We start from the raw sequence: 16,281 nt of genomic DNA, 5'->3' as shown, positions 1-16,281 counted from the left end.
AACTAACGCGCCAGCAATTGCAGATGCACGCGCAGGCCCTGCCCGGTGTTTTCCGCCCACAAACGGCCACCCTGACGCTCAACGGCGTTACGGGCGATGCTCAAGCCCAGGCCGAAACCACCGTGCCCGGGCCGTGAACCTTCCAGGCGGGTAAACGGCGCGAAGATGCGCTCCAGGTCCTGTTCATCAATGCCGCCGCCCTGATCCTCCAGCCACAGGTGCCAGCAATCACCTTCCCGGCACCCATCGAGCTTCACCAACCCGTGCGCAGGCGAATGGCGAATGGCATTGCGCAGGATATTTTCCAGGGCTTGGGCCAGCGCATTCAGGTTACCGCGCACCCAGCACTCGGCTGGTAACAGGCAGGGCAGGCGCGACGCCGGCCAGTCACTTTCAAAACACGCGTTTTCCCGCAGCATGTCCCACAGGGCCTGCACCTGAATATCTTCGTTGGGCAACGGCGCACGCTCGCTGTCGAGCCAGGCCAGTTGCAGGCTGTCTTCGACCAGACGCTGCATCGCATCGACTTCGCGGCCCAGCCGCTCACGCAATTGCGCGAGGTCTTGCTCACTGTCGCAGGCTACCCGCAAGCGGCTCAGGGGCGTGCGCAACTCATGGGACATATCGCGCAGCAGCTGTTGCTGCAACACGACCGTGCCTTGCAAGCGCTCGGACATGTGGTCAAACGCCCGGCCCAGCTCGCCCAACTCGTCCTTGCGGCTGGTGGCCTCGTGGGACATGCGCGCGTTGAGCTGGTCGGCCCGCCAGGCATTGGCCTGTTCGCGCAGTTGGTTGAGCGGCATGATCAGCAGCCGATAAAGGCCGATACACAAAAACAAGGTGAACAAACCAGGAATCACGCCGTTGGTCACCATCCGCCAGAACAACTGATAGCGCCCCGGCATAAAACGTTTCGGCAGCTCGATGACCAGCGAACCGGCGCTCGGGTCCATGGGAAACGGGATTTTCAGCCACGGCAAGCCTTTGGAATGCCGGCTGACCGGCCACTCCAGCCCGCGCAGAAACGTCAGGCGCTGGCTTTCCTTATCGCTCAGAGGCGCACTGCTGAGCGATTGCAGGTCATTGCCAATCACCCCGACCCAAGTGGTTTCCCGCCGGGTCATCAGGTGCAGCCACGCGTCCACCCCGGCGCTGCCCTGGGTATTCCACGCCAGCTCGGCCCCGGCGGCGTAGCCCCGCAGGGTCTCCCGGGACTCCTCGGAGAGATAGGCATTCTGCTCCTCCATATACCGGCCCCAGGACCAACTGAGCCAGATCATCAGCAAACAGAAGGCGATCAGCAGGCACGCCAGCTTCCAGAACAACGAGTGCCTGCCGGGCAGCCGCTCAAAGCCCTTCATCATGACCGCTCAGCACATAACCCTTGCCCCACACCGTGCGCACCTCGCGCGCAGTGTAGCCAATGGCCTTGAGCTTGCGGCGAATCTGGCTGATGTGCATGTCGAGGCTGCGATCATGGGCGGCATAGCCGCGCTGCAACACATGCTGATAAAGAAAGGCCTTGCTGAGGACTTCGTCCGCACTGCGGTGCAGGGTTTCCAGCAAGCGGTATTCGCTGCGCGTCAGCCCGGCCCAGTGTTCGTGATAGAACACATCACACAGCTCATCGTCCAAACGCAGCGCGCGTGAGTCGTCGCGAGCCGGCAGACGAGTGGGCAATGGCCGCCGGTCCAGGGCCACGCGACGCAGGATGGCTTCAATGCGCACACGCAACTCGATCATGCTGAATGGCTTGGGCAGGTAGTCATCAGCGCCAAGGCGAAAGCCGCTGACACGATCCGCTTCAGCGCCCAGGGCCGACATCAGGATCACCGGAATCGAATGGCTGCGGCGCAGGTGAGTCAGAATCGATAAACCATCAAGCCCGGGCAACAGGATATCCATCAACACCACGTCGAATGCCTGGTCACGGGCCATTTGCAGGCCCTGCTGGCCGTTCTGGCACCAGGTGACCTCAAAGCCACAACGGCCCAGGTGCTCGTGGACATAGGCGCCCAGCACAGGGTCGTCTTCGATGGTCAGGATACTGGGTAGGCCAACTACTGCGGGATTCATTAGCGTCTGCAAGTCATTCTCAATGGCTGATTATTCAAGATTAAACTGTGTCAGGCAATCGCCAGCCGGCGGCCAACGGCTCAAAGATTGCCGTGCGTCATTAATTTGCAAGATTCCACACCGCGCAAATGGCTACACTGCGCAGGTGGCGCGGGCCGGATGCCCGCGCGGTTCATTGATAACAATGTGGTAGCAGGAGAGTGGCGTGCTTAGAAGAATGGGGATAAAAGGCCGCGTACTGTTGCTGACCTTATTACCGACCAGCCTGATGGCCCTGTTGTTGGGGGGCTATTTCACCTGGATGCAACTCTCGGAGTTGCAGACCCAGTTGCTGCAACGCGGCGAAATGATTGCCGAACAGCTGGCGCCACTGGTGGCCCCTGCCCTGAGCACCAAGAACACCGACTTGCTCGAACGCATCGCCACCCAATCCCTGGAACAACCGGACGTACGCGCCGTGTCATTCCTTGCGCCGGACCGCTCGCCCCTCGCCCACGCGGGCCCGACCATGCTCAACCAACCGCCCGTGGGCAACAGCTCGCACCTGCTGCAGCGCACCGGCAATGACGCCACGCGCTACTTGCTGCCGGTATTCGGCCGCCACCGCAACCTCGCCGGCGAACTGATTCCCGACGAAGCCGACCGCCTGCTGGGATGGGTTGAAGTGGAGCTTTCCCACAACGGCATGTTGCTGCGCGGCTACCGCAGCCTGTTCGCCAGCCTGCTGTTGATCGCCATCGGCCTGATCTGCACCGCCGCTCTGGCGCTGCGCATCAGCCGCACCATCAACTCGCCGATTGGCCAGATCAAACAAGCCGTGGCGCAGCTCAAGGACGGCAACCTGGAAACCCGCCTGCCGCCGCTCGGCAGCCAGGAGCTGGACCAATTGGCCTCGGGCATCAACCGCATGGCCGAAACCCTGCAGAACGCACAGGAAGAACTGCAGCACAGCATCGACCAGGCCACCGAAGACGTGCGCCAAAACCTGGAAACCATTGAAATCCAGAACATCGAACTCGACCTGGCGCGCAAGGAGGCCCTGGAGGCCAGCCGCATCAAGTCGGAATTCCTGGCCAACATGAGCCATGAAATTCGCACGCCGCTCAACGGCATCCTCGGTTTCACTCATTTGCTGCAAAAGAGCGAACTGTCGCCGCGCCAGCTGGATTACCTGGGCACCATCGAAAAGTCCGCCGACAACCTGCTCGGCATCATTAACGAGATTCTCGACTTCTCGAAAATCGAAGCCGGCAAACTGGTGCTCGACAGCGTGCCATTCAACCTGCGCGACTTGCTGCAAGACACCCTGACCATCCTCGCCCCCGCCGCCCATGCCAAGCAGCTCGAACTGGTCAGCCTGGTGTACCGCGACACGCCGCTGGCGCTGGTCGGCGACCCGCTGCGCCTCAAGCAGATCCTGACCAACCTGATCAGCAACGCGATCAAGTTCACCCGCGAGGGCACCATCGTGGCCCGGGCGATGGTTGAGGACGAAGAAGAAGACAGCGTTCAATTGCGCATCAGTGTGCAGGACACCGGCATAGGCCTGTCCAACCAGGACGTACGCGCACTGTTCCAGGCCTTCAGCCAGGCAGACAACTCGCTGTCGCGTCAGCCCGGCGGCACCGGGTTGGGGCTGGTGATTTCCAAACGCTTGATCGAGCAGATGGGCGGCGAGATCGGCGTCGACAGCACACCGGGCGAGGGCTCGGAATTCTGGATCAGCCTGAGCCTGCCCAAAACCCGCGACGACGTTGACGATCTGCCCTCGGCGCCGTTGCTCGGCCGTCGTGTGGCGGTGCTGGAAAACCACGAGCTGGCGCGCCAGGCCTTGCAACATCAGCTCGAAGACTGCGGCCTGGAAGTTACGCCTTTCAACACCCTGGAAAGCCTGACCAACGGCATCACCAGCGCCCATCAGACCGAACAGGCAATTGACCTGGCGGTACTCGGCGTGACGGCCAACGACATTCCGCCCGAACGTCTCAACCAGCACCTGTGGGACCTGGAACACCTGGGCTGCAAAGTATTGGTGCTGTGCCCGACCACCGAGCAGATGCTCTTCAACCAGTCGGTGCCCAACCCCAACAGCCAGTTGCAGGCCAAACCGGCGTGTACACGCAAGCTGCGCCGCGCGCTGGCCGACCTGATCAGCCCGCGCCCGTTGCGCAGCGAGCCCGGCGAACCGCTGTCCAGCCGGGCACCGCGCGTGCTGTGCGTGGACGACAACCCGGCCAACCTGCTGCTGGTGCAAACCCTGCTTGAAGACATGGGCGCCAAGGTGCATGCCGTGGAAAGCGGCTATGCCGCCATCGACGCGGTGAAGCAGGAGACCTTCGACCTGGTGCTGATGGATGTGCAAATGCCCGGCATGGACGGCCGCCAAAGTACCGAAGCCATCCGCCAATGGGAAAGCGAGCGCCACGGCACGCCGCTGCCGGTGGTCGCCCTCACCGCCCACGCCATGGCCAACGAAAAACGCGCCTTGCTGCAAAGCGGCATGGATGACTACCTGACCAAACCGATCAGCGAACGGCAACTGGCCCAGGTGGTGTTGAAATGGACCGGTCTGGCCCTGCGTAACCAAGGCCCGGAACGCAGCAACGACAACCTGGGGCCCGGCGTGCAATTGCTGGTGCTCGACCACGAGGAAGGCCTGCGCCTGGCCGCCAACAAAGCCGACCTGGCTGCCGACATGCTCGCCATGTTGCTGGCGTCCCTTGAAGCCGACCGCTCGGCGATTACTGTCGCCCGCGAAGCCAAGGACAACAATGCGCTGATCGAACGCGTCCACCGCTTGCACGGCGCCACCCGCTACTGTGGCGTACCGCAACTGCGCGCCGCCTGCCAGCGCGCGGAAACCCTGCTCAAGCAGGACGACGCCAAGGCCATTGCTGCGCTGGACGAGCTGGACATGGCAATTGCCCGGCTGGCCAGCGAAGCCCGGGTCAACGCCTAGCTCTTCTGTAGGAGCTGGCTTTTCTGTGGGAGCTGGCTTGCCTGCGATGGCATCACCCGGGTATGCCTGATGTACCGAGTTGCCTGCATCGCAGGCAAGCCAGCTCCCACACAAGCCAGCTCCCACAGGGGTTATGTGATTATTTCAGTCAGTGCAGGGAGCTTTTTGATGCGCGTCATTCTTTTCAGCAGCCAAACCTACGACCGCGACAGCTTTCTCGGCGAGCAACTGCCCGAAGGCGTAGCGCTGCAATTCCAGCCCGCCCGGCTGAACCTCGACACCGCAGCCCTGGCCGAACACCACGAAGTGGTCTGCGCCTTTATCAACGATGACCTCAGCGCGCCGGTGCTGGAGCAATTGGCCAAAGGCGGCACGCGCCTGATCGCGTTGCGCTCGGCGGGTTACAACCATGTTGACCTGGTCGTCGCCAAGCGCCTGGGCCTGGCCATCGTGCGCGTGCCGGCCTACTCGCCGCACGCGGTGGCCGAACACGCCGTCGCGCTGATCCTGGCCCTCAACCGTCGCCTGCACCGCGCCTATAACCGCACCCGCGAGGGTGATTTCAGCCTGCATGGGCTCACCGGTTTCGATCTGGTGGGCAAAACCGTCGGCGTGGTCGGCACCGGGCAGATCGGCGCCACGTTCGCCAAAATCATGGCGGGGTTTGGCTGCCAATTACTGGCCTATGACCCCTTCCCCAACCCGCAAGTCCAGGCCCTCGGCGCACGTTATGTGAGCCTGCCCGAACTGCTGGCCCAGGCGCAGATCATCAGCCTGCATTGCCCGCTGACCGCCGACAGCAAGCACCTGATCAACGCCCGCTCCCTGGCCCACATGCAGCGCGGCGCGATGCTGATCAACACCGGGCGCGGCGGGCTGGTCGATACGCCCGCGCTGATCGAAGCGCTCAAGGAGGGCCAACTCGGCTACCTGGGGCTGGATGTTTATGAGGAAGAAGCCCAGCTGTTTTTCGAGGATCGCTCCGACCTGCCATTGCAGGACGATGTGCTCGCCCGCCTGCTGACCTTCCCCAATGTGATCATCACGGCGCACCAGGCCTTCCTCACCCGCGAAGCCCTGGCCGCCATCGCCGGTACCACCCTGGCCAACATTGCCGCGTGGGCCGGGGGCCAGCCGCAGAACCTTGTCGAAGGATGATCAGCGGTCACATACAGGGCTCATGATGAGCCGGCACCCGTGATAGGATGCCGCGCCTATTTGGAGGATCCATGGCCGAACACGATTTCCGCTTCAGCTTGCTGAGCCCGCAACACACCCTGATCGAATGCCGCGCCCTGGTGCCGGGCCGTTACCAGATCACCGGCAACGGTGGTTCGATCAAGCATGGCGACGTACTGATCGTCACCCTGCGCGGCAGTAAAACCCTGTCGATGCGCCTGACCGTTGAAGGTGATGCGCGCTACTCCATCCGCCCGGCAGGCCAGTGGGTCGCCATGGCCCAGGGGCCGAAGTTCGGCGAGTTGGAGATTCACACCTGGAAGGTTAACTGCGACAGCTGCGCCACCGTGCTCGAATTTGAATTCGCGGTGGAAACCAAGCTGAGCAAAGAGCCGTTGCAACCCGCCGCCAACGCGCGCATCAAGGAGTTGGGCTGGGCCAGCACGGGCGACAAGCACCGCTGCCCGAAATGCCAGCAGGCCGGGCAATGAAAGGCCCGCTTTTGCTCGCCGCCATCGGGGTTGGCCTGACCGGCTGCGCGGGTGATGCGGTGAAGCTGGAGCAGGACCACAGCTACGTGGTGGAGTGGATTGGTGAGCGGCCGTTGATGGATTACGCGCACCTGACCGTCACCCTCGGCGCTGATGGCCGCGCCTATGGCAACGGCGGCTGCAACCACTGGTTTGCGCCGTACACCGTCGAGGGTGAAAAGCTCAGCTTTGGCAAGATCGGCAGCACCCGCAAACTCTGTGCCGAAGCCTTGATGGAGCAGGAACACCGCTTCTTCCAGGCGCTGCAGGGCGTCGAGCGCTGGGACATCTCGCCGATCGAACAGGCGCGTTTCTGGCCGGCCGAAGGCAAGCCGATTCGCCTGTGGCTTGAAGAAGGCTGACAGTACCAACCTCAGGATTGAGCGAGGTCAAAATGTGGGAGCGGGCTTGCTCGCGAAAGCGGTAGGTCAGTCAACATCTATATGGCTGAAAGACCGCTTTCGCGAGCAAGCCCGCTCCCACATGTGTTTTGAGTTGTTGATTTATCCGCGCAAGGCCTTGAGCTTGTCCAACACCCCTTGCGCCGTCTGCTCACCCATCAATTGCTCCCGCACCTTGCCCTTGTCATCAATAATGTAGGTCACCGGCAACGCCTCGCTGCGCGGAATGTCGAAAATCTCTTCCGGGTTCTGCGCCAGCACGGTGAACTTGATCCCCAGCTTCTCGCTGGCGGCCTTGAGCTCTTCACCCTGCACGTTATCGAAATTGACCCCGAACACCCCCACGTTCTGGCCTTTCAGCTGCTCGGCCAGGGCATTGAGTTCCGGGATTTCCGTGCGGCACGGGCCACACCATTCGGCCCAGTAGTTGACCACCACCCACTGTTTGTCCAAGCGCTCGGACGCCACTTTCTTGCCATATTGGTCAACGCCGTAATCGTTACCGCAGCCGCTGAGCAGCAGGGTTGTGATGATCGCCAATGCACCGATCAGTCGCCTTGTCATGGGGTAATCCTTCGTAAAAATGAACATTGGCTGCGACCTATCGCCTCTTACGGTTTAAGGACGCGCCACAGCCCGGGTAGAATACCCGCCACCTTACGCAAGATGCGACCCGCACATGACCGATCTGACGCTTTATCACAACCCGCGCTGCTCGAAATCCCGCGGTGCGCTGGAACTGCTCGAAGCCCGTGGCCTCACCCCGACGGTGGTGCGCTACCTGGAAACCCCGCTGAACGCCGCGCAATTAAAGGCCCTGCTCGGCAAGCTCGGCATTGGCGCACGCCAACTGCTGCGCACCGGCGAAGACGAATACAAGGCGCTCAACCTGGCCGATGCCAGCCTCAGCGAAACGCAATTGATCGCCGCCATCGCCGAGCACCCCAAGTTGATGGAGCGCCCGATTCTGGAAACAGCCGACAAAGCCATCATTGGCCGCCCGCCGGAAAACGTGCTGGAGATCCTGCCGTGAGTACGCCCTATGTGCTGGTGTTGTATTACAGCCGCAACGGCTCCGTCAGCGAAATGGCCCGGCAGATTGCCCGGGGCATTGAGCAGGCCGGGCTGGAAGCGCGCCTGCGCACCGTGCCGGCGATCTCCGCCGAGTGCGAAGCGGTGGCGCCAAGCATTCCGGACGAAGGCGCGCTGTACGCCAGCCTCGATGACCTGAAAAACTGCGCGGGCCTGGCTCTCGGCAGCCCTACACGTTTCGGCAACATGGCCGCGCCGCTCAAATACTTCCTCGACGGCACCAGCAACCTGTGGCTGACCGGCGCGCTGGTCGGCAAACCGGCGGGCGTGTTCACCTCCACCGCCAGCCTGCACGGCGGCCAGGAAACCACGTTGATGTCGATGCTGCTGCCGTTGTTGCACCACGGCATGCTGATCACCGGCCTGCCCTACAGCGAACAGGCCCTGCTCGACACCCAGGGCGGCGGCACGCCGTATGGCGCCAGCCATCACTCCGGGCCGGACGGCAAGCGCATGCTCGACCAACATGAAATCACCCTGTGCCGGGCCCTGGGCCTGCGGCTGGCAAAAACCGCAATCCTGCTGGAGAGCGGCCGTGGCCAGGAAGCCTAAGGTCCTGCCACCCCAGGCGTGGCTGGCGCCACGGGTCAAGGTCGCACGGGTGCTGAGCCTGCTGGCGCTCTTGGGTCTGGTGGGGTTGCTGTGCGGCTATTACCTGTTCGTCGCCGATCTGCACGGCGCGCGCCCGTGGGTAATCCTGCTGATCGAACTGGTGCCGTTGTTGATACTGGCCCCAGGCATGTTGCTGGGCAGCGCACGCGGGCACTCGTGGATGTGCTTCGTGGTGAACCTGTATTTCATCAAGGGCGCGCTGGCGGCGTATGACCCGAACCGGCAGTGGTTCGGGGTACTGGAGATGCTGGCGAGCCTGGCGGTGTTTTGTACGGCGCTGCTGTATGTGCGCTGGCGGCATCAGCTCAATCGGCGGCTTGCCGAGGCCTGATAGAGCTGTAGTGCCTGTCAGGCAGCCTTCGCGGGAAAGCCCGCTCCCACATTTGATTGCATTTCAATTGAAGGAATGCGGTCGAATGTGGGAGCTGGCTTGCCTGCGATGGCATCACCTCAACCTCAATGATTCACCGTGTACGCCAACATCATCGACAGTTGGCACATCGGCCGCCCGCTTTCGGCATGCCACTGATTGAAAGCATCCTGCACAATCGCCAGATCGCGCAGGCTGGTCGGAACCTTGTCGACGATCTTCTGCGCATTCAACGCCGCCACTACGTCATCACTCGGCACAAAGGTATCCTTGCCCACCATCCGCAGAAAACGCGGGGCCGACAGCCCGCCCAACTGGTGGCCGTGTTTGCTCAGGTACTTCCACAGCCCGACGATATCGGTTACCGGCCAGTCAGCGATAAACGCGCCGAAGCTGCCTTTCTCCTGCTCGATGTCCAGAATCATCTGCGCATTGCGCGGCACACTCTTGAGCTTGCCCAGGTGGCGAATGATGCGCGTGTCCTGCATCAGCCGCTCCAGGTGCTCGGCGCCCATCAGCACGACTTTTTCCGGGTCAAAGCCAAAGAATACCTGCTCGAAGGCTGGCCACTTGGCATCCACCACACTGTGCTTCAAACCTGCGCGAAATACCCGCAGCGCCAAGGTCGACAGGTAACGGTCATCGCTGATTTTGCGCAACTGCGCCGGGGTCTTGGGTACCGGCAGGTGGGCGTTCAATTCGGCAGCCGAGCCGAAGCGGTTCAGACAAAATTCGTGCAACCACTTGTAATCGCGCATGCCCTCTCCCGGGAATTGAATTGAAAACGGCGCCCGCAAGCGCCGTGTGTCAGAGCGTGGAAATCGCTTAGAGGTTCACTACATTGACGAAGCGCGAAGCAGCGCTTTCGTCGATCTTGAGGCCTGTGAAATCGAACAGGTTGCGGTCCGCCAGTTGCGACGGTTGTACATTCTGCAACGCGCGAAAAATGCTTTCGGTACGGCCCGGCGTCTTGCGCTCCCAGTCCACCAGCATTTCCTTGACCACCTGGCGTTGCAGGTTTTCCTGGGAGCCGCACAGGTTGCACGGAATGATCGGAAACTGCTTGAAGTCGGAGTAGGCCTGGATGTCCTTCTCGTTGCAATACGCCAGCGGGCGGATCACCACGTTGCGGCCGTCATCGGCGCGCAGCTTGGGCGGCATGGCTTTGAGGGAGCCGTTGAAGAACATGTTGAGGAAGAAGGTTTCGACGATGTCGTCGCGGTGGTGCCCCAACGCCATTTTGGTGGCGCCGATCTCATCGGCAAAGGTGTAGAGCGTGCCGCGACGCAGGCGTGAGCACAGCGAGCACGTGGTCTTGCCTTCCGGGATCAGCTCCTTGACCACCGAATAGGTGTCTTTTTCAACGATGTGGTAGTCCACGCCCAGCGCTTTGAGATAGGCCGGCAGCACATGTTCGGGGAAGCCTGGTTGTTTCTGGTCCATGTTGACGGCCACGATCTCGAACTTGATCGGCGCGACCTTTTGCAGGTGCAGCAGCACATCGAGCATCGTGTAGCTGTCTTTGCCGCCGGAGAGGCAGACCATGACCTTGTCGCCGTCCTCGATCATGTTGAAATCGGCGACCGCTTCACCGGCCAGGCGACGCAGGCGTTTTTGCAGTTTGTTCTGGTTGACCGTAAGAGTGCCCATGGCGCTTGGATCCGCTAGAGGTGTGTGACGAAAAGCCGGGTATTTTACCGTTATGAGCGACCCAGATCCAATGTGGGAGCGGGCTTGCTCGCGAATGCGGTGTATCAGTGACATATCTACCACCTGACACTGCGCATTCGCGAGCAAGCCCGCTCCCACATTCGACCGTATTACCACTCACAGACCTCACCGCGATTAGAGCCCATGTTTACAGCGCAATTTGCTCTAAAGCCCTACAGTTTTTCAGGTCATCACTTCCTATACTGCGACTTGAGGTCGCACATATCTCCAGACCTTTCAGGCCAACTGGCCGGTGGGCGCTCCGACGGGGGGCGATGGTAATAACGACAGGAGTGACTGGCATGATCCATCACGTCGTGGGGCTCTTTACTCATCCCGACAGGGAATGGCGGGAAATTCGTGGCGATAAGGAAGAAAGCATCGGCCACATGTACCTCACTCACACCTTGATTCTCGCGGCGATCCCCGCCGTTTCAGCCTTTATCGGCACCACCCGGGTGGGTTGGGTCATCGGCAGCCGTGCGCCGGTGATGTTGACCCAGGAAAGTGCGTTGTGGATGACCCTCATGTCCTATGTCGCCATGCTCGGCGGTGTGGCGGTCATGGGCGCGTTCATTCACTGGATGGCCCGCACCTACGACGCCAACCCAAGCATGGCGCGTTGCGTGGCGTTTGCCACCTATACCGCCACACCGCTGTTTATCGGCGGGCTCTCGGCGCTCTACCCACATATGTGGCTGGGCATGGTGGTGGGCACTGCAGCCATCTGTTACACGGTGTACCTGCTGTATGTGGGGCTGCCCACCTTCATGAACATCGACCCGGACGAGGGTTTCCTGTTTTCCAGCTCAGTGCTGGCGGTAGGGCTCGTCGTTCTGGTGGCGATCATGGCGTTTACGGTGATCGTTTGGGGACTCGGCGTAGGCCCGATCTACACCAACTAGGTCACTCAAAATCACAGGCAAGGCCACCGCAAGGTGGCTTTGTGCATTATGCATGACCATTCGGCGCCTGACAGATTCGGAAACACTCAGCTTTGCGGCATACTGGTGTTCTCTGGAGATATGGTCAGCATGCCCGAGCAACTCAATACCCGCGTCGAAGATTGTTTCCTGCAAGCCGAATCCTTTTTTAAACGAAGCTTCAAACGCCCCCAGGTCAGCCTCAAGCTGCGGGGCCAGAAGGCCGGTGTCGCGCATTTGCACGAGAACCTGCTGCGCTTCAACCCACAGTTGTACCGTGAAAACAGCCAACACTTCCTGAAACAGACCGTGGCTCACGAAGTGGCGCATCTGATTGCCCACCAATTGTTTGGCGAGCGTATCCAGCCTCACGGCGAGGAATGGCAATTGATCATGCGTGGGGTTTACGAACTGCCGCCGGACCGCTGCCATACCTATGAAGTGAAGCGCCGGCAGGTGACCCGCTATATTTACCGCTGCCCGTGCGCGGACAGTGATTTTCCGTTCTCCTCGCAGCGCCATGGGCTAGTGGCCCAGGGGCGGCGGTACTTGTGTCGGCGATGCCGGCAGACCTTGGTGTTTACCGGGGAAACTCGGGTGGAATAACGGGCCTCATCGCGGGCAAGCCCGCTCCCACATGTTGACCGCGTCGCCGATCAACTATGGGAGCTGGCTTGCCTGCGATGGCACCCGTACAGTCACCCTACAACTTTGGCCTGCCGCAACTCGGCTATCCGCTGAGCATTGAACCCTAAGCCCACCAGCACTTCATCACTGTGCGCGCCCACAGCGGCCCCAATGTGCCTCGGTGCTGGCAAACCCTCGGAAAATTTCAACGGGCAGGCAATTTGCGCCTGGGTCGACCCATCCCCTCGTGGCACCTGGCTCACCAGTTGCCGCGCCTTAAACTGTGGATGCTCCACGGCCTCACTCAGGCTCAGCACCGGTTCCACGCATGCATCCACCCCGGCGAACAGCTCGCACAATTCATCAAAGCTGCGCTTCTCAAATTCAACTTGCAGCGCCCCCTTGAGCTTGGGTGACAAACCCAGCGCCGCCAATTCCGGCTTCCCCAGCGCCGCGCAGAGCTGCTGCATAAACGCCGGCTCCAGGCTGCCCACCGACATCCAGCGCCCATCCCGCGTGCGGTAATAATCGTAAAAACTGCCGCCATTGAGCACATGGGTTTCCCGTTCCGGCTCCACGCCACACGCCAGGTAACCCGCGCCCGCCATGGCGTTCAGGCTGAAAGAGCAGTCAGTCATGCTCACATCCAGGTATTGCCCGACCCCGCTTTGCTGCCGCGCAATGACCGCCGCGAGCAACCCCACCACTGCGTGCAGCGAACCACCGGCCACGTCGGCCAATTGCACGCCAAGCGGCAACGGCCCGCTGTCCTGGCGCCCGGTGTGGCTGGCCACACCAGCCAGCGCCAGGTAATTGATGTCGTGCCCGGCGCGGTCCTTGTAGGGGCCGGTCTGGCCGTAGCCGGTGATCGACACATAAATCAGCCTGGGGTTGATCGCCTTCAGCGCCTCATACCCCAGGCCCAGGCGCTCCATCACGCCGGGGCGGAATTGCTCAAGAACGATGTCATAGCCCTTCACCAACTCATACACGATCTCCAGCGCCTCGGCCCTCTTGAGGTCCAGGGCCAGGCTGCGCTTGTTGCGATTGAGGTAGGCATGGCTGGCCGACGTGCCCCGGTCATGGGGCGGCAACACCCGCAGCAGGTCCAGGCGCGTCGGCGATTCGATACGCAGTACCTGGGCGCCCATGTCCGCCAGCATCAAGGACGCAAACGGGCCAGGCAGCAAGGTGGAGAAATCCAGCACTTTGAGGGACGCCAAGGGGCCTGACATGGAGACTCCGTTTCAGATTCGAATGCCCACAGACTAGGCAGCCTTGTGCCCGTCGGCAATCGCCGGAACAGTCACAAACGGTGACCGTTTTGATCACGGCGGGCTTTTTCGCGGCGGCGGCTTTATCATTGGCCCACGTTTGCTTGCCGAGTGTTCCATGAAGTTTGCGATTGCAGTTTTTTCCGCCGCCCACGCGCCCTCTTCGCGCCGCGCCCTGCTGTTTGCCCAGGCGGCGTTGGCCGGCGGGCACGAGATTGTGCGGCTGTTTTTCTATCAGGACGGTGTGTACAACGCCGCCGATAACCTCGTCACGCCCCAGGATGAGCAAGACATCGCCCGCCAATGGCGCGAGTTTGTCAGCGAGCACCAGCTCGACGGTGTGGTGTGTATCGCCGCCGCCTTGCGCCGTGGCGTGCTCAACACAGAAGAAGCCACGCGCTACCAGCGCAGCGCCATCAACCTCGATGCGCCGTGGGCGTTGTCGGGCCTGGGCCAACTGCATGACGCCGTGCAGGCCGCCGACCGCCTGATCTGTTTTGGAGGGCCGTGACATGTCCAAATCCTTGTTGATCATTAGCCGCCAGGCGCCGTGGTCCGGCCCGGGTGCTCGGGAAGCGCTGGATATCGTGCTGGCCGGTGGCGCGTTCGACCTGCCCATTGGCCTGCTGTTCATGGATGACGGGGTATTCCAGCTCGCCCCTCACCAGGACGCGAAGGCCGTGCAGCAAAAAGACCTCAGCGCCAACCTGCAGGCCCTGGAACTGTTTGGCGTTGAAGACGTATTCGCCTGCCGCCACAGCCTCGACGAACGCGGGCTGGTGCCCCCGAGCAGCGCCCAACCGCTGAGCGGTGAAGGCATCTCTACACTGATTGACCGTTACGACCAGGTGGTGACCCTCTGATGTCGACTTTACATGTGGTGTCCCACTCCCCCTTTACCGACAGCCGCTTCGCCAGCTGCCTGCGCGTGTGTGGCGCCAATGACGCCATTCTGCTGTGCGGCGACGGTGCTTATGGGTTGCATAACCCGGCCTTGCAAACCAAAGGTGTAAAAGTCTTTGTACTGGCTGAAGACATGCAGGCGCGCAGCGTGTGCCTGCCGGACTGGGCCGACAGCGTGGACTACGCCGGTTTTGTGCAGCTGTCGCTCGACTACGACAAGGTCAACAGCTGGCTATGAACACCCTGACCGTAGGCGCGCGCACCCTCGAACTGGACAAGGACGGTTACCTCGTTGACCTGGACCAATGGTCTGCCGAGGTCGCCCATGCCCTGGCTGCCGCCGAGCCCCTGGAGTTGACCGCCGACCACTGGGAAATCCTCGAGCTGCTGCGCGGCTTCTATGCCGAATTCCAGCTGTCCCCCGCCACGCGCCCGCTGATCAAGTACACCGCCTTGAAGCTGGGCCCGGAAAAGGGCAACAGCCTGCACCTCAACAAACTGTTCAATGGCACTCCCGCCAAACTCGCCGCCAAGCTGGCGGGCCTGCCCAGGCCGACGAATTGCTTATGACCGACTTTGCCCCGCTGACCCTTGAAACCCCTGCCGAGCACCCGTTTGCGCCATTCGTGCGCATCCTGGGCAAAGGCAAGCGCGGCGCGCGCAACCTCACCCGCGAGGAAGCCCGCGAAGCCATGGGCATGCTGCTCGACGAAAAAGTCGAAGACACCCAGCTCGGCGCCTTCCTGATGCTGCTGCGCCACAAGGAAGAAAGCCCGGAAGAACTGGCCGGCTTCACCGAAGCCGTGCGCGAACGCCTGAACGCACCGGCATTGAACGTGGATGTCGATTGGCCGACCTACGCCGGCAAAAAACGTCATTTGCCGTGGTACCTGCTGGCCGCCAAATGCCTGGCGCAAAACGGCGTGCGCATCCTCATGCACGGCGGCGGCGCACACACGGCCGGGCGGCTGTACACCGAGCAATTGCTGGAAGGCTTGCAGATTCCGCTGTGTCGTAATTGGCAGCAAGTTGAAGCGGCCTATGCACAGGGCAACCTGGCGTTTATCCCGCTGGGCGACTGGGCACCGCAACTGCAACGCATGATCGATTTACGTAACACGTTGGGCCTGCGCTCGCCCATCCATTCACTGGCGCGCCTGCTCAACCCATTGAACGCGCGCCTCGGCCTGCAAAGCATTTTCCATCCGGGCTATCAGGGTGTACACCGCGATGCCAGTGGCCTGCTGGGCGACAATGTGATTGTGGTCAAGGGCGATGGCGGCGAGATCGAGATCAACCCCGACTCCGCCAGCCACCTGTATGGCACCACCGGCGGCGAAAGCTGGGATGAAGAATGGCCCGCCCTCTCCGCCCAGCGCCACGTCAAGCCGGCCAGCCTTGAGCCTGAGCACTTGAAAGCGCTGTGGCGCGGTGATGTCGAAGACAGTTACCCGCAACTGGCCTTGATTGCGACCATGGCCCTGGCCCTGCGCGGCCTGGGCCATTCACGGGAACAGGCGTTCGTCATGGCCCAGCAATACTGGGACGCACGGGACAAATCGATTTGATCGATCATTAGCGCCCGGTCTTTGCGCTTTTAAATCGAACTCAGCCCTTTAGACTGA

20 protein-coding genes are annotated in these 16,281 nt (G+C 61.7%); 14 read left to right on the top strand and 6 right to left on the bottom strand.

Annotated features, from left to right (window positions below; all coding sequences use genetic code 11):
- Positions 1–2: 2 nt before the first annotated feature.
- Positions 3–1,361 carry a histidine kinase sensor domain-containing protein gene (locus tag AB4P94_RS18945; protein WP_395611360.1) on the bottom strand — a complete coding sequence of 453 codons (1,359 nt, stop codon included), beginning with the start codon at positions 1,359–1,361 and terminating at the stop codon, positions 3–5.
- Entirely contained in the window at positions 1,348–2,076 is a 729-nt protein-coding gene (locus tag AB4P94_RS18940) for a response regulator transcription factor (RefSeq protein WP_395606870.1), read from the bottom strand. The genes AB4P94_RS18945 and AB4P94_RS18940 overlap by 14 nt, the downstream gene beginning before the upstream one ends.
- Before the next feature lie 205 nt (positions 2,077–2,281).
- On the opposite strand from AB4P94_RS18940, the gene AB4P94_RS18935 reads away from it, so the two are divergent.
- The 4 genes from AB4P94_RS18935 (at position 2,282) to AB4P94_RS18920 (ending at position 7,106) form a co-directional block, all read left to right on the top strand.
- Positions 2,282–5,035, top strand: a complete 2,754-nt coding sequence (locus tag AB4P94_RS18935; RefSeq protein WP_395606869.1) for a response regulator — start codon at positions 2,282–2,284, stop codon at positions 5,033–5,035.
- Between the two features lie 168 nt (positions 5,036–5,203).
- A complete protein-coding gene (locus AB4P94_RS18930; protein ID WP_395606868.1) occupies positions 5,204–6,193 on the top strand; it encodes a 2-hydroxyacid dehydrogenase in 990 nt (329 codons plus the stop codon).
- 71 nt (positions 6,194–6,264) lie between these two features.
- Complete coding sequence (locus tag AB4P94_RS18925; RefSeq protein WP_395606867.1) at positions 6,265–6,705, top strand: hypothetical protein; 441 nt, start codon at positions 6,265–6,267, stop codon at positions 6,703–6,705.
- Entirely contained in the window at positions 6,702–7,106 is a 405-nt protein-coding gene (locus AB4P94_RS18920) for an META domain-containing protein (RefSeq protein ID WP_395606866.1), read from the top strand. The genes AB4P94_RS18925 and AB4P94_RS18920 overlap by 4 nt, the downstream gene beginning before the upstream one ends.
- Positions 7,107–7,247: 141 nt before the next feature.
- Here AB4P94_RS18920 and AB4P94_RS18915 read toward each other — a convergent pair whose 3' ends face one another.
- Positions 7,248–7,709, bottom strand: a complete 462-nt coding sequence (locus AB4P94_RS18915) for a redoxin domain-containing protein (RefSeq protein WP_395606865.1) — start codon at positions 7,707–7,709, stop codon at positions 7,248–7,250.
- Positions 7,710–7,824: 115 nt separating this feature from the next.
- On the opposite strand from AB4P94_RS18915, the gene arsC reads away from it, so the two are divergent.
- The 3 genes from arsC to AB4P94_RS18900 are packed head-to-tail and all read left to right on the top strand — an operon-like array spanning position 7,825 to position 9,180.
- Positions 7,825–8,178: an arsenate reductase (glutaredoxin) gene (gene arsC, locus AB4P94_RS18910; protein WP_395606864.1), complete on the top strand. Its 354-nt coding sequence runs from the start codon at positions 7,825–7,827 to the stop codon at positions 8,176–8,178.
- On the top strand, positions 8,175–8,789 hold the full coding sequence (gene wrbA, locus AB4P94_RS18905) for an NAD(P)H:quinone oxidoreductase (RefSeq protein WP_395606863.1): 615 nt from the start codon (positions 8,175–8,177) through the stop codon (positions 8,787–8,789). The genes arsC and wrbA overlap by 4 nt, the downstream gene beginning before the upstream one ends.
- The gene (locus tag AB4P94_RS18900) at positions 8,773–9,180 is read left to right on the top strand and encodes a DUF2069 domain-containing protein (protein ID WP_395606862.1); all 408 of its coding nucleotides are present in this window, start codon (positions 8,773–8,775) and stop codon (positions 9,178–9,180) included. Before wrbA ends, AB4P94_RS18900 begins: the two co-directional genes overlap by 17 nt.
- Positions 9,181–9,305: 125 nt before the next feature.
- On the opposite strand, the gene AB4P94_RS18895 is transcribed toward AB4P94_RS18900, so the two are convergent.
- Together AB4P94_RS18895 and ttcA are read right to left on the bottom strand one after the other, a co-directional pair.
- Positions 9,306–9,977 (bottom strand): DNA-3-methyladenine glycosylase I, encoded by a 672-nt coding sequence (locus AB4P94_RS18895; protein WP_395606861.1) that lies wholly within the window; start codon positions 9,975–9,977, stop codon positions 9,306–9,308.
- A 67-nt stretch (positions 9,978–10,044) separates the two neighbouring features.
- Positions 10,045–10,869 (bottom strand): tRNA 2-thiocytidine(32) synthetase TtcA, encoded by an 825-nt coding sequence (gene ttcA, locus AB4P94_RS18890; protein WP_395606860.1) that lies wholly within the window; start codon positions 10,867–10,869, stop codon positions 10,045–10,047.
- Positions 10,870–11,231: 362 nt separating this feature from the next.
- Here ttcA and AB4P94_RS18885 point away from each other — a divergent pair, with 362 nt between their 5' ends.
- Complete coding sequence (locus AB4P94_RS18885) at positions 11,232–11,834, top strand: Yip1 family protein (protein WP_395606859.1); 603 nt, start codon at positions 11,232–11,234, stop codon at positions 11,832–11,834.
- A 129-nt stretch (positions 11,835–11,963) separates the two neighbouring features.
- Entirely contained in the window at positions 11,964–12,458 is a 495-nt protein-coding gene (locus AB4P94_RS18880; protein ID WP_105522930.1) for a SprT family zinc-dependent metalloprotease, read from the top strand.
- Between the two features lie 92 nt (positions 12,459–12,550).
- On the opposite strand, the gene AB4P94_RS18875 is transcribed toward AB4P94_RS18880, so the two are convergent.
- Positions 12,551–13,714, bottom strand: a complete 1,164-nt coding sequence (locus AB4P94_RS18875; protein WP_395606858.1) for a CaiB/BaiF CoA transferase family protein — start codon at positions 13,712–13,714, stop codon at positions 12,551–12,553.
- 157 nt (positions 13,715–13,871) lie between these two features.
- Here AB4P94_RS18875 and tusD point away from each other — a divergent pair, with 157 nt between their 5' ends.
- From tusD to AB4P94_RS18850, 5 genes are read left to right on the top strand one after another with little or no spacing between them, the layout of a single operon-like run.
- A complete protein-coding gene (tusD, locus tag AB4P94_RS18870; protein WP_395606857.1) occupies positions 13,872–14,264 on the top strand; it encodes a sulfurtransferase complex subunit TusD in 393 nt (130 codons plus the stop codon).
- 1 nt (position 14,265) lies between these two features.
- Entirely contained in the window at positions 14,266–14,616 is a 351-nt protein-coding gene (tusC, locus tag AB4P94_RS18865) for a sulfurtransferase complex subunit TusC (protein WP_395606856.1), read from the top strand.
- Positions 14,616–14,894 carry a sulfurtransferase complex subunit TusB gene (gene tusB / locus AB4P94_RS18860; protein WP_395606855.1) on the top strand — a complete coding sequence of 93 codons (279 nt, stop codon included), beginning with the start codon at positions 14,616–14,618 and terminating at the stop codon, positions 14,892–14,894. Before tusC ends, tusB begins: the two co-directional genes overlap by 1 nt.
- Positions 14,891–15,226, top strand: coding sequence for a TusE/DsrC/DsvC family sulfur relay protein (locus tag AB4P94_RS18855; protein WP_395606854.1), 336 nt, complete (start codon positions 14,891–14,893; stop codon positions 15,224–15,226). The genes tusB and AB4P94_RS18855 overlap by 4 nt, the downstream gene beginning before the upstream one ends.
- Positions 15,223–16,224 carry a glycosyl transferase family protein gene (locus AB4P94_RS18850; protein WP_395606853.1) on the top strand — a complete coding sequence of 334 codons (1,002 nt, stop codon included), beginning with the start codon at positions 15,223–15,225 and terminating at the stop codon, positions 16,222–16,224. The genes AB4P94_RS18855 and AB4P94_RS18850 overlap by 4 nt, the downstream gene beginning before the upstream one ends.
- Positions 16,225–16,281: the final 57 nt, after the last annotated feature.

The organism is Pseudomonas sp. B22129 (assembly GCF_044218875.1).
In the GTDB taxonomy this organism is placed as follows: Bacteria; Pseudomonadota; Gammaproteobacteria; order Pseudomonadales; family Pseudomonadaceae; genus Aquipseudomonas.
The sequence above is the reverse complement of the archived record's forward strand: the minus strand, read 5'-3'. Positions and strand labels throughout refer to the sequence as shown.

Excerpts from the sequence above, each read along its gene's own strand:
- AB4P94_RS18945 (WP_395611360.1), bottom strand. The coding sequence starts at position 1,361 with ATGAAGGGCTTTGAGCGGCTGCCCGGCAGGCACTCGTTGTTCTGGAAG.
- AB4P94_RS18940 (WP_395606870.1), bottom strand. The coding sequence starts at position 2,076 with ATGAATCCCGCAGTAGTTGGCCTACCCAGTATCCTGACCATCGAAGAC.
- AB4P94_RS18930 (WP_395606868.1), top strand. The coding sequence starts at position 5,204 with ATGCGCGTCATTCTTTTCAGCAGCCAAACCTACGACCGCGACAGCTTT.
- AB4P94_RS18925 (WP_395606867.1), top strand. The coding sequence starts at position 6,265 with ATGGCCGAACACGATTTCCGCTTCAGCTTGCTGAGCCCGCAACACACC.
- AB4P94_RS18920 (WP_395606866.1), top strand. The coding sequence starts at position 6,702 with ATGAAAGGCCCGCTTTTGCTCGCCGCCATCGGGGTTGGCCTGACCGGC.
- AB4P94_RS18915 (WP_395606865.1), bottom strand. The coding sequence starts at position 7,709 with ATGACAAGGCGACTGATCGGTGCATTGGCGATCATCACAACCCTGCTG.
- arsC (WP_395606864.1), top strand. The coding sequence starts at position 7,825 with ATGACCGATCTGACGCTTTATCACAACCCGCGCTGCTCGAAATCCCGC.
- AB4P94_RS18895 (WP_395606861.1), bottom strand. The coding sequence starts at position 9,977 with ATGCGCGATTACAAGTGGTTGCACGAATTTTGTCTGAACCGCTTCGGC.
- ttcA (WP_395606860.1), bottom strand. The coding sequence starts at position 10,869 with ATGGGCACTCTTACGGTCAACCAGAACAAACTGCAAAAACGCCTGCGT.
- AB4P94_RS18885 (WP_395606859.1), top strand. The coding sequence starts at position 11,232 with ATGATCCATCACGTCGTGGGGCTCTTTACTCATCCCGACAGGGAATGG.
- AB4P94_RS18880 (WP_105522930.1), top strand. The coding sequence starts at position 11,964 with ATGCCCGAGCAACTCAATACCCGCGTCGAAGATTGTTTCCTGCAAGCC.
- AB4P94_RS18875 (WP_395606858.1), bottom strand. The coding sequence starts at position 13,714 with ATGTCAGGCCCCTTGGCGTCCCTCAAAGTGCTGGATTTCTCCACCTTG.
- tusD (WP_395606857.1), top strand. The coding sequence starts at position 13,872 with ATGAAGTTTGCGATTGCAGTTTTTTCCGCCGCCCACGCGCCCTCTTCG.
- tusC (WP_395606856.1), top strand. The coding sequence starts at position 14,266 with ATGTCCAAATCCTTGTTGATCATTAGCCGCCAGGCGCCGTGGTCCGGC.
- tusB (WP_395606855.1), top strand. The coding sequence starts at position 14,616 with ATGTCGACTTTACATGTGGTGTCCCACTCCCCCTTTACCGACAGCCGC.
- AB4P94_RS18855 (WP_395606854.1), top strand. The coding sequence starts at position 14,891 with ATGAACACCCTGACCGTAGGCGCGCGCACCCTCGAACTGGACAAGGAC.
- AB4P94_RS18850 (WP_395606853.1), top strand. The coding sequence starts at position 15,223 with ATGACCGACTTTGCCCCGCTGACCCTTGAAACCCCTGCCGAGCACCCG.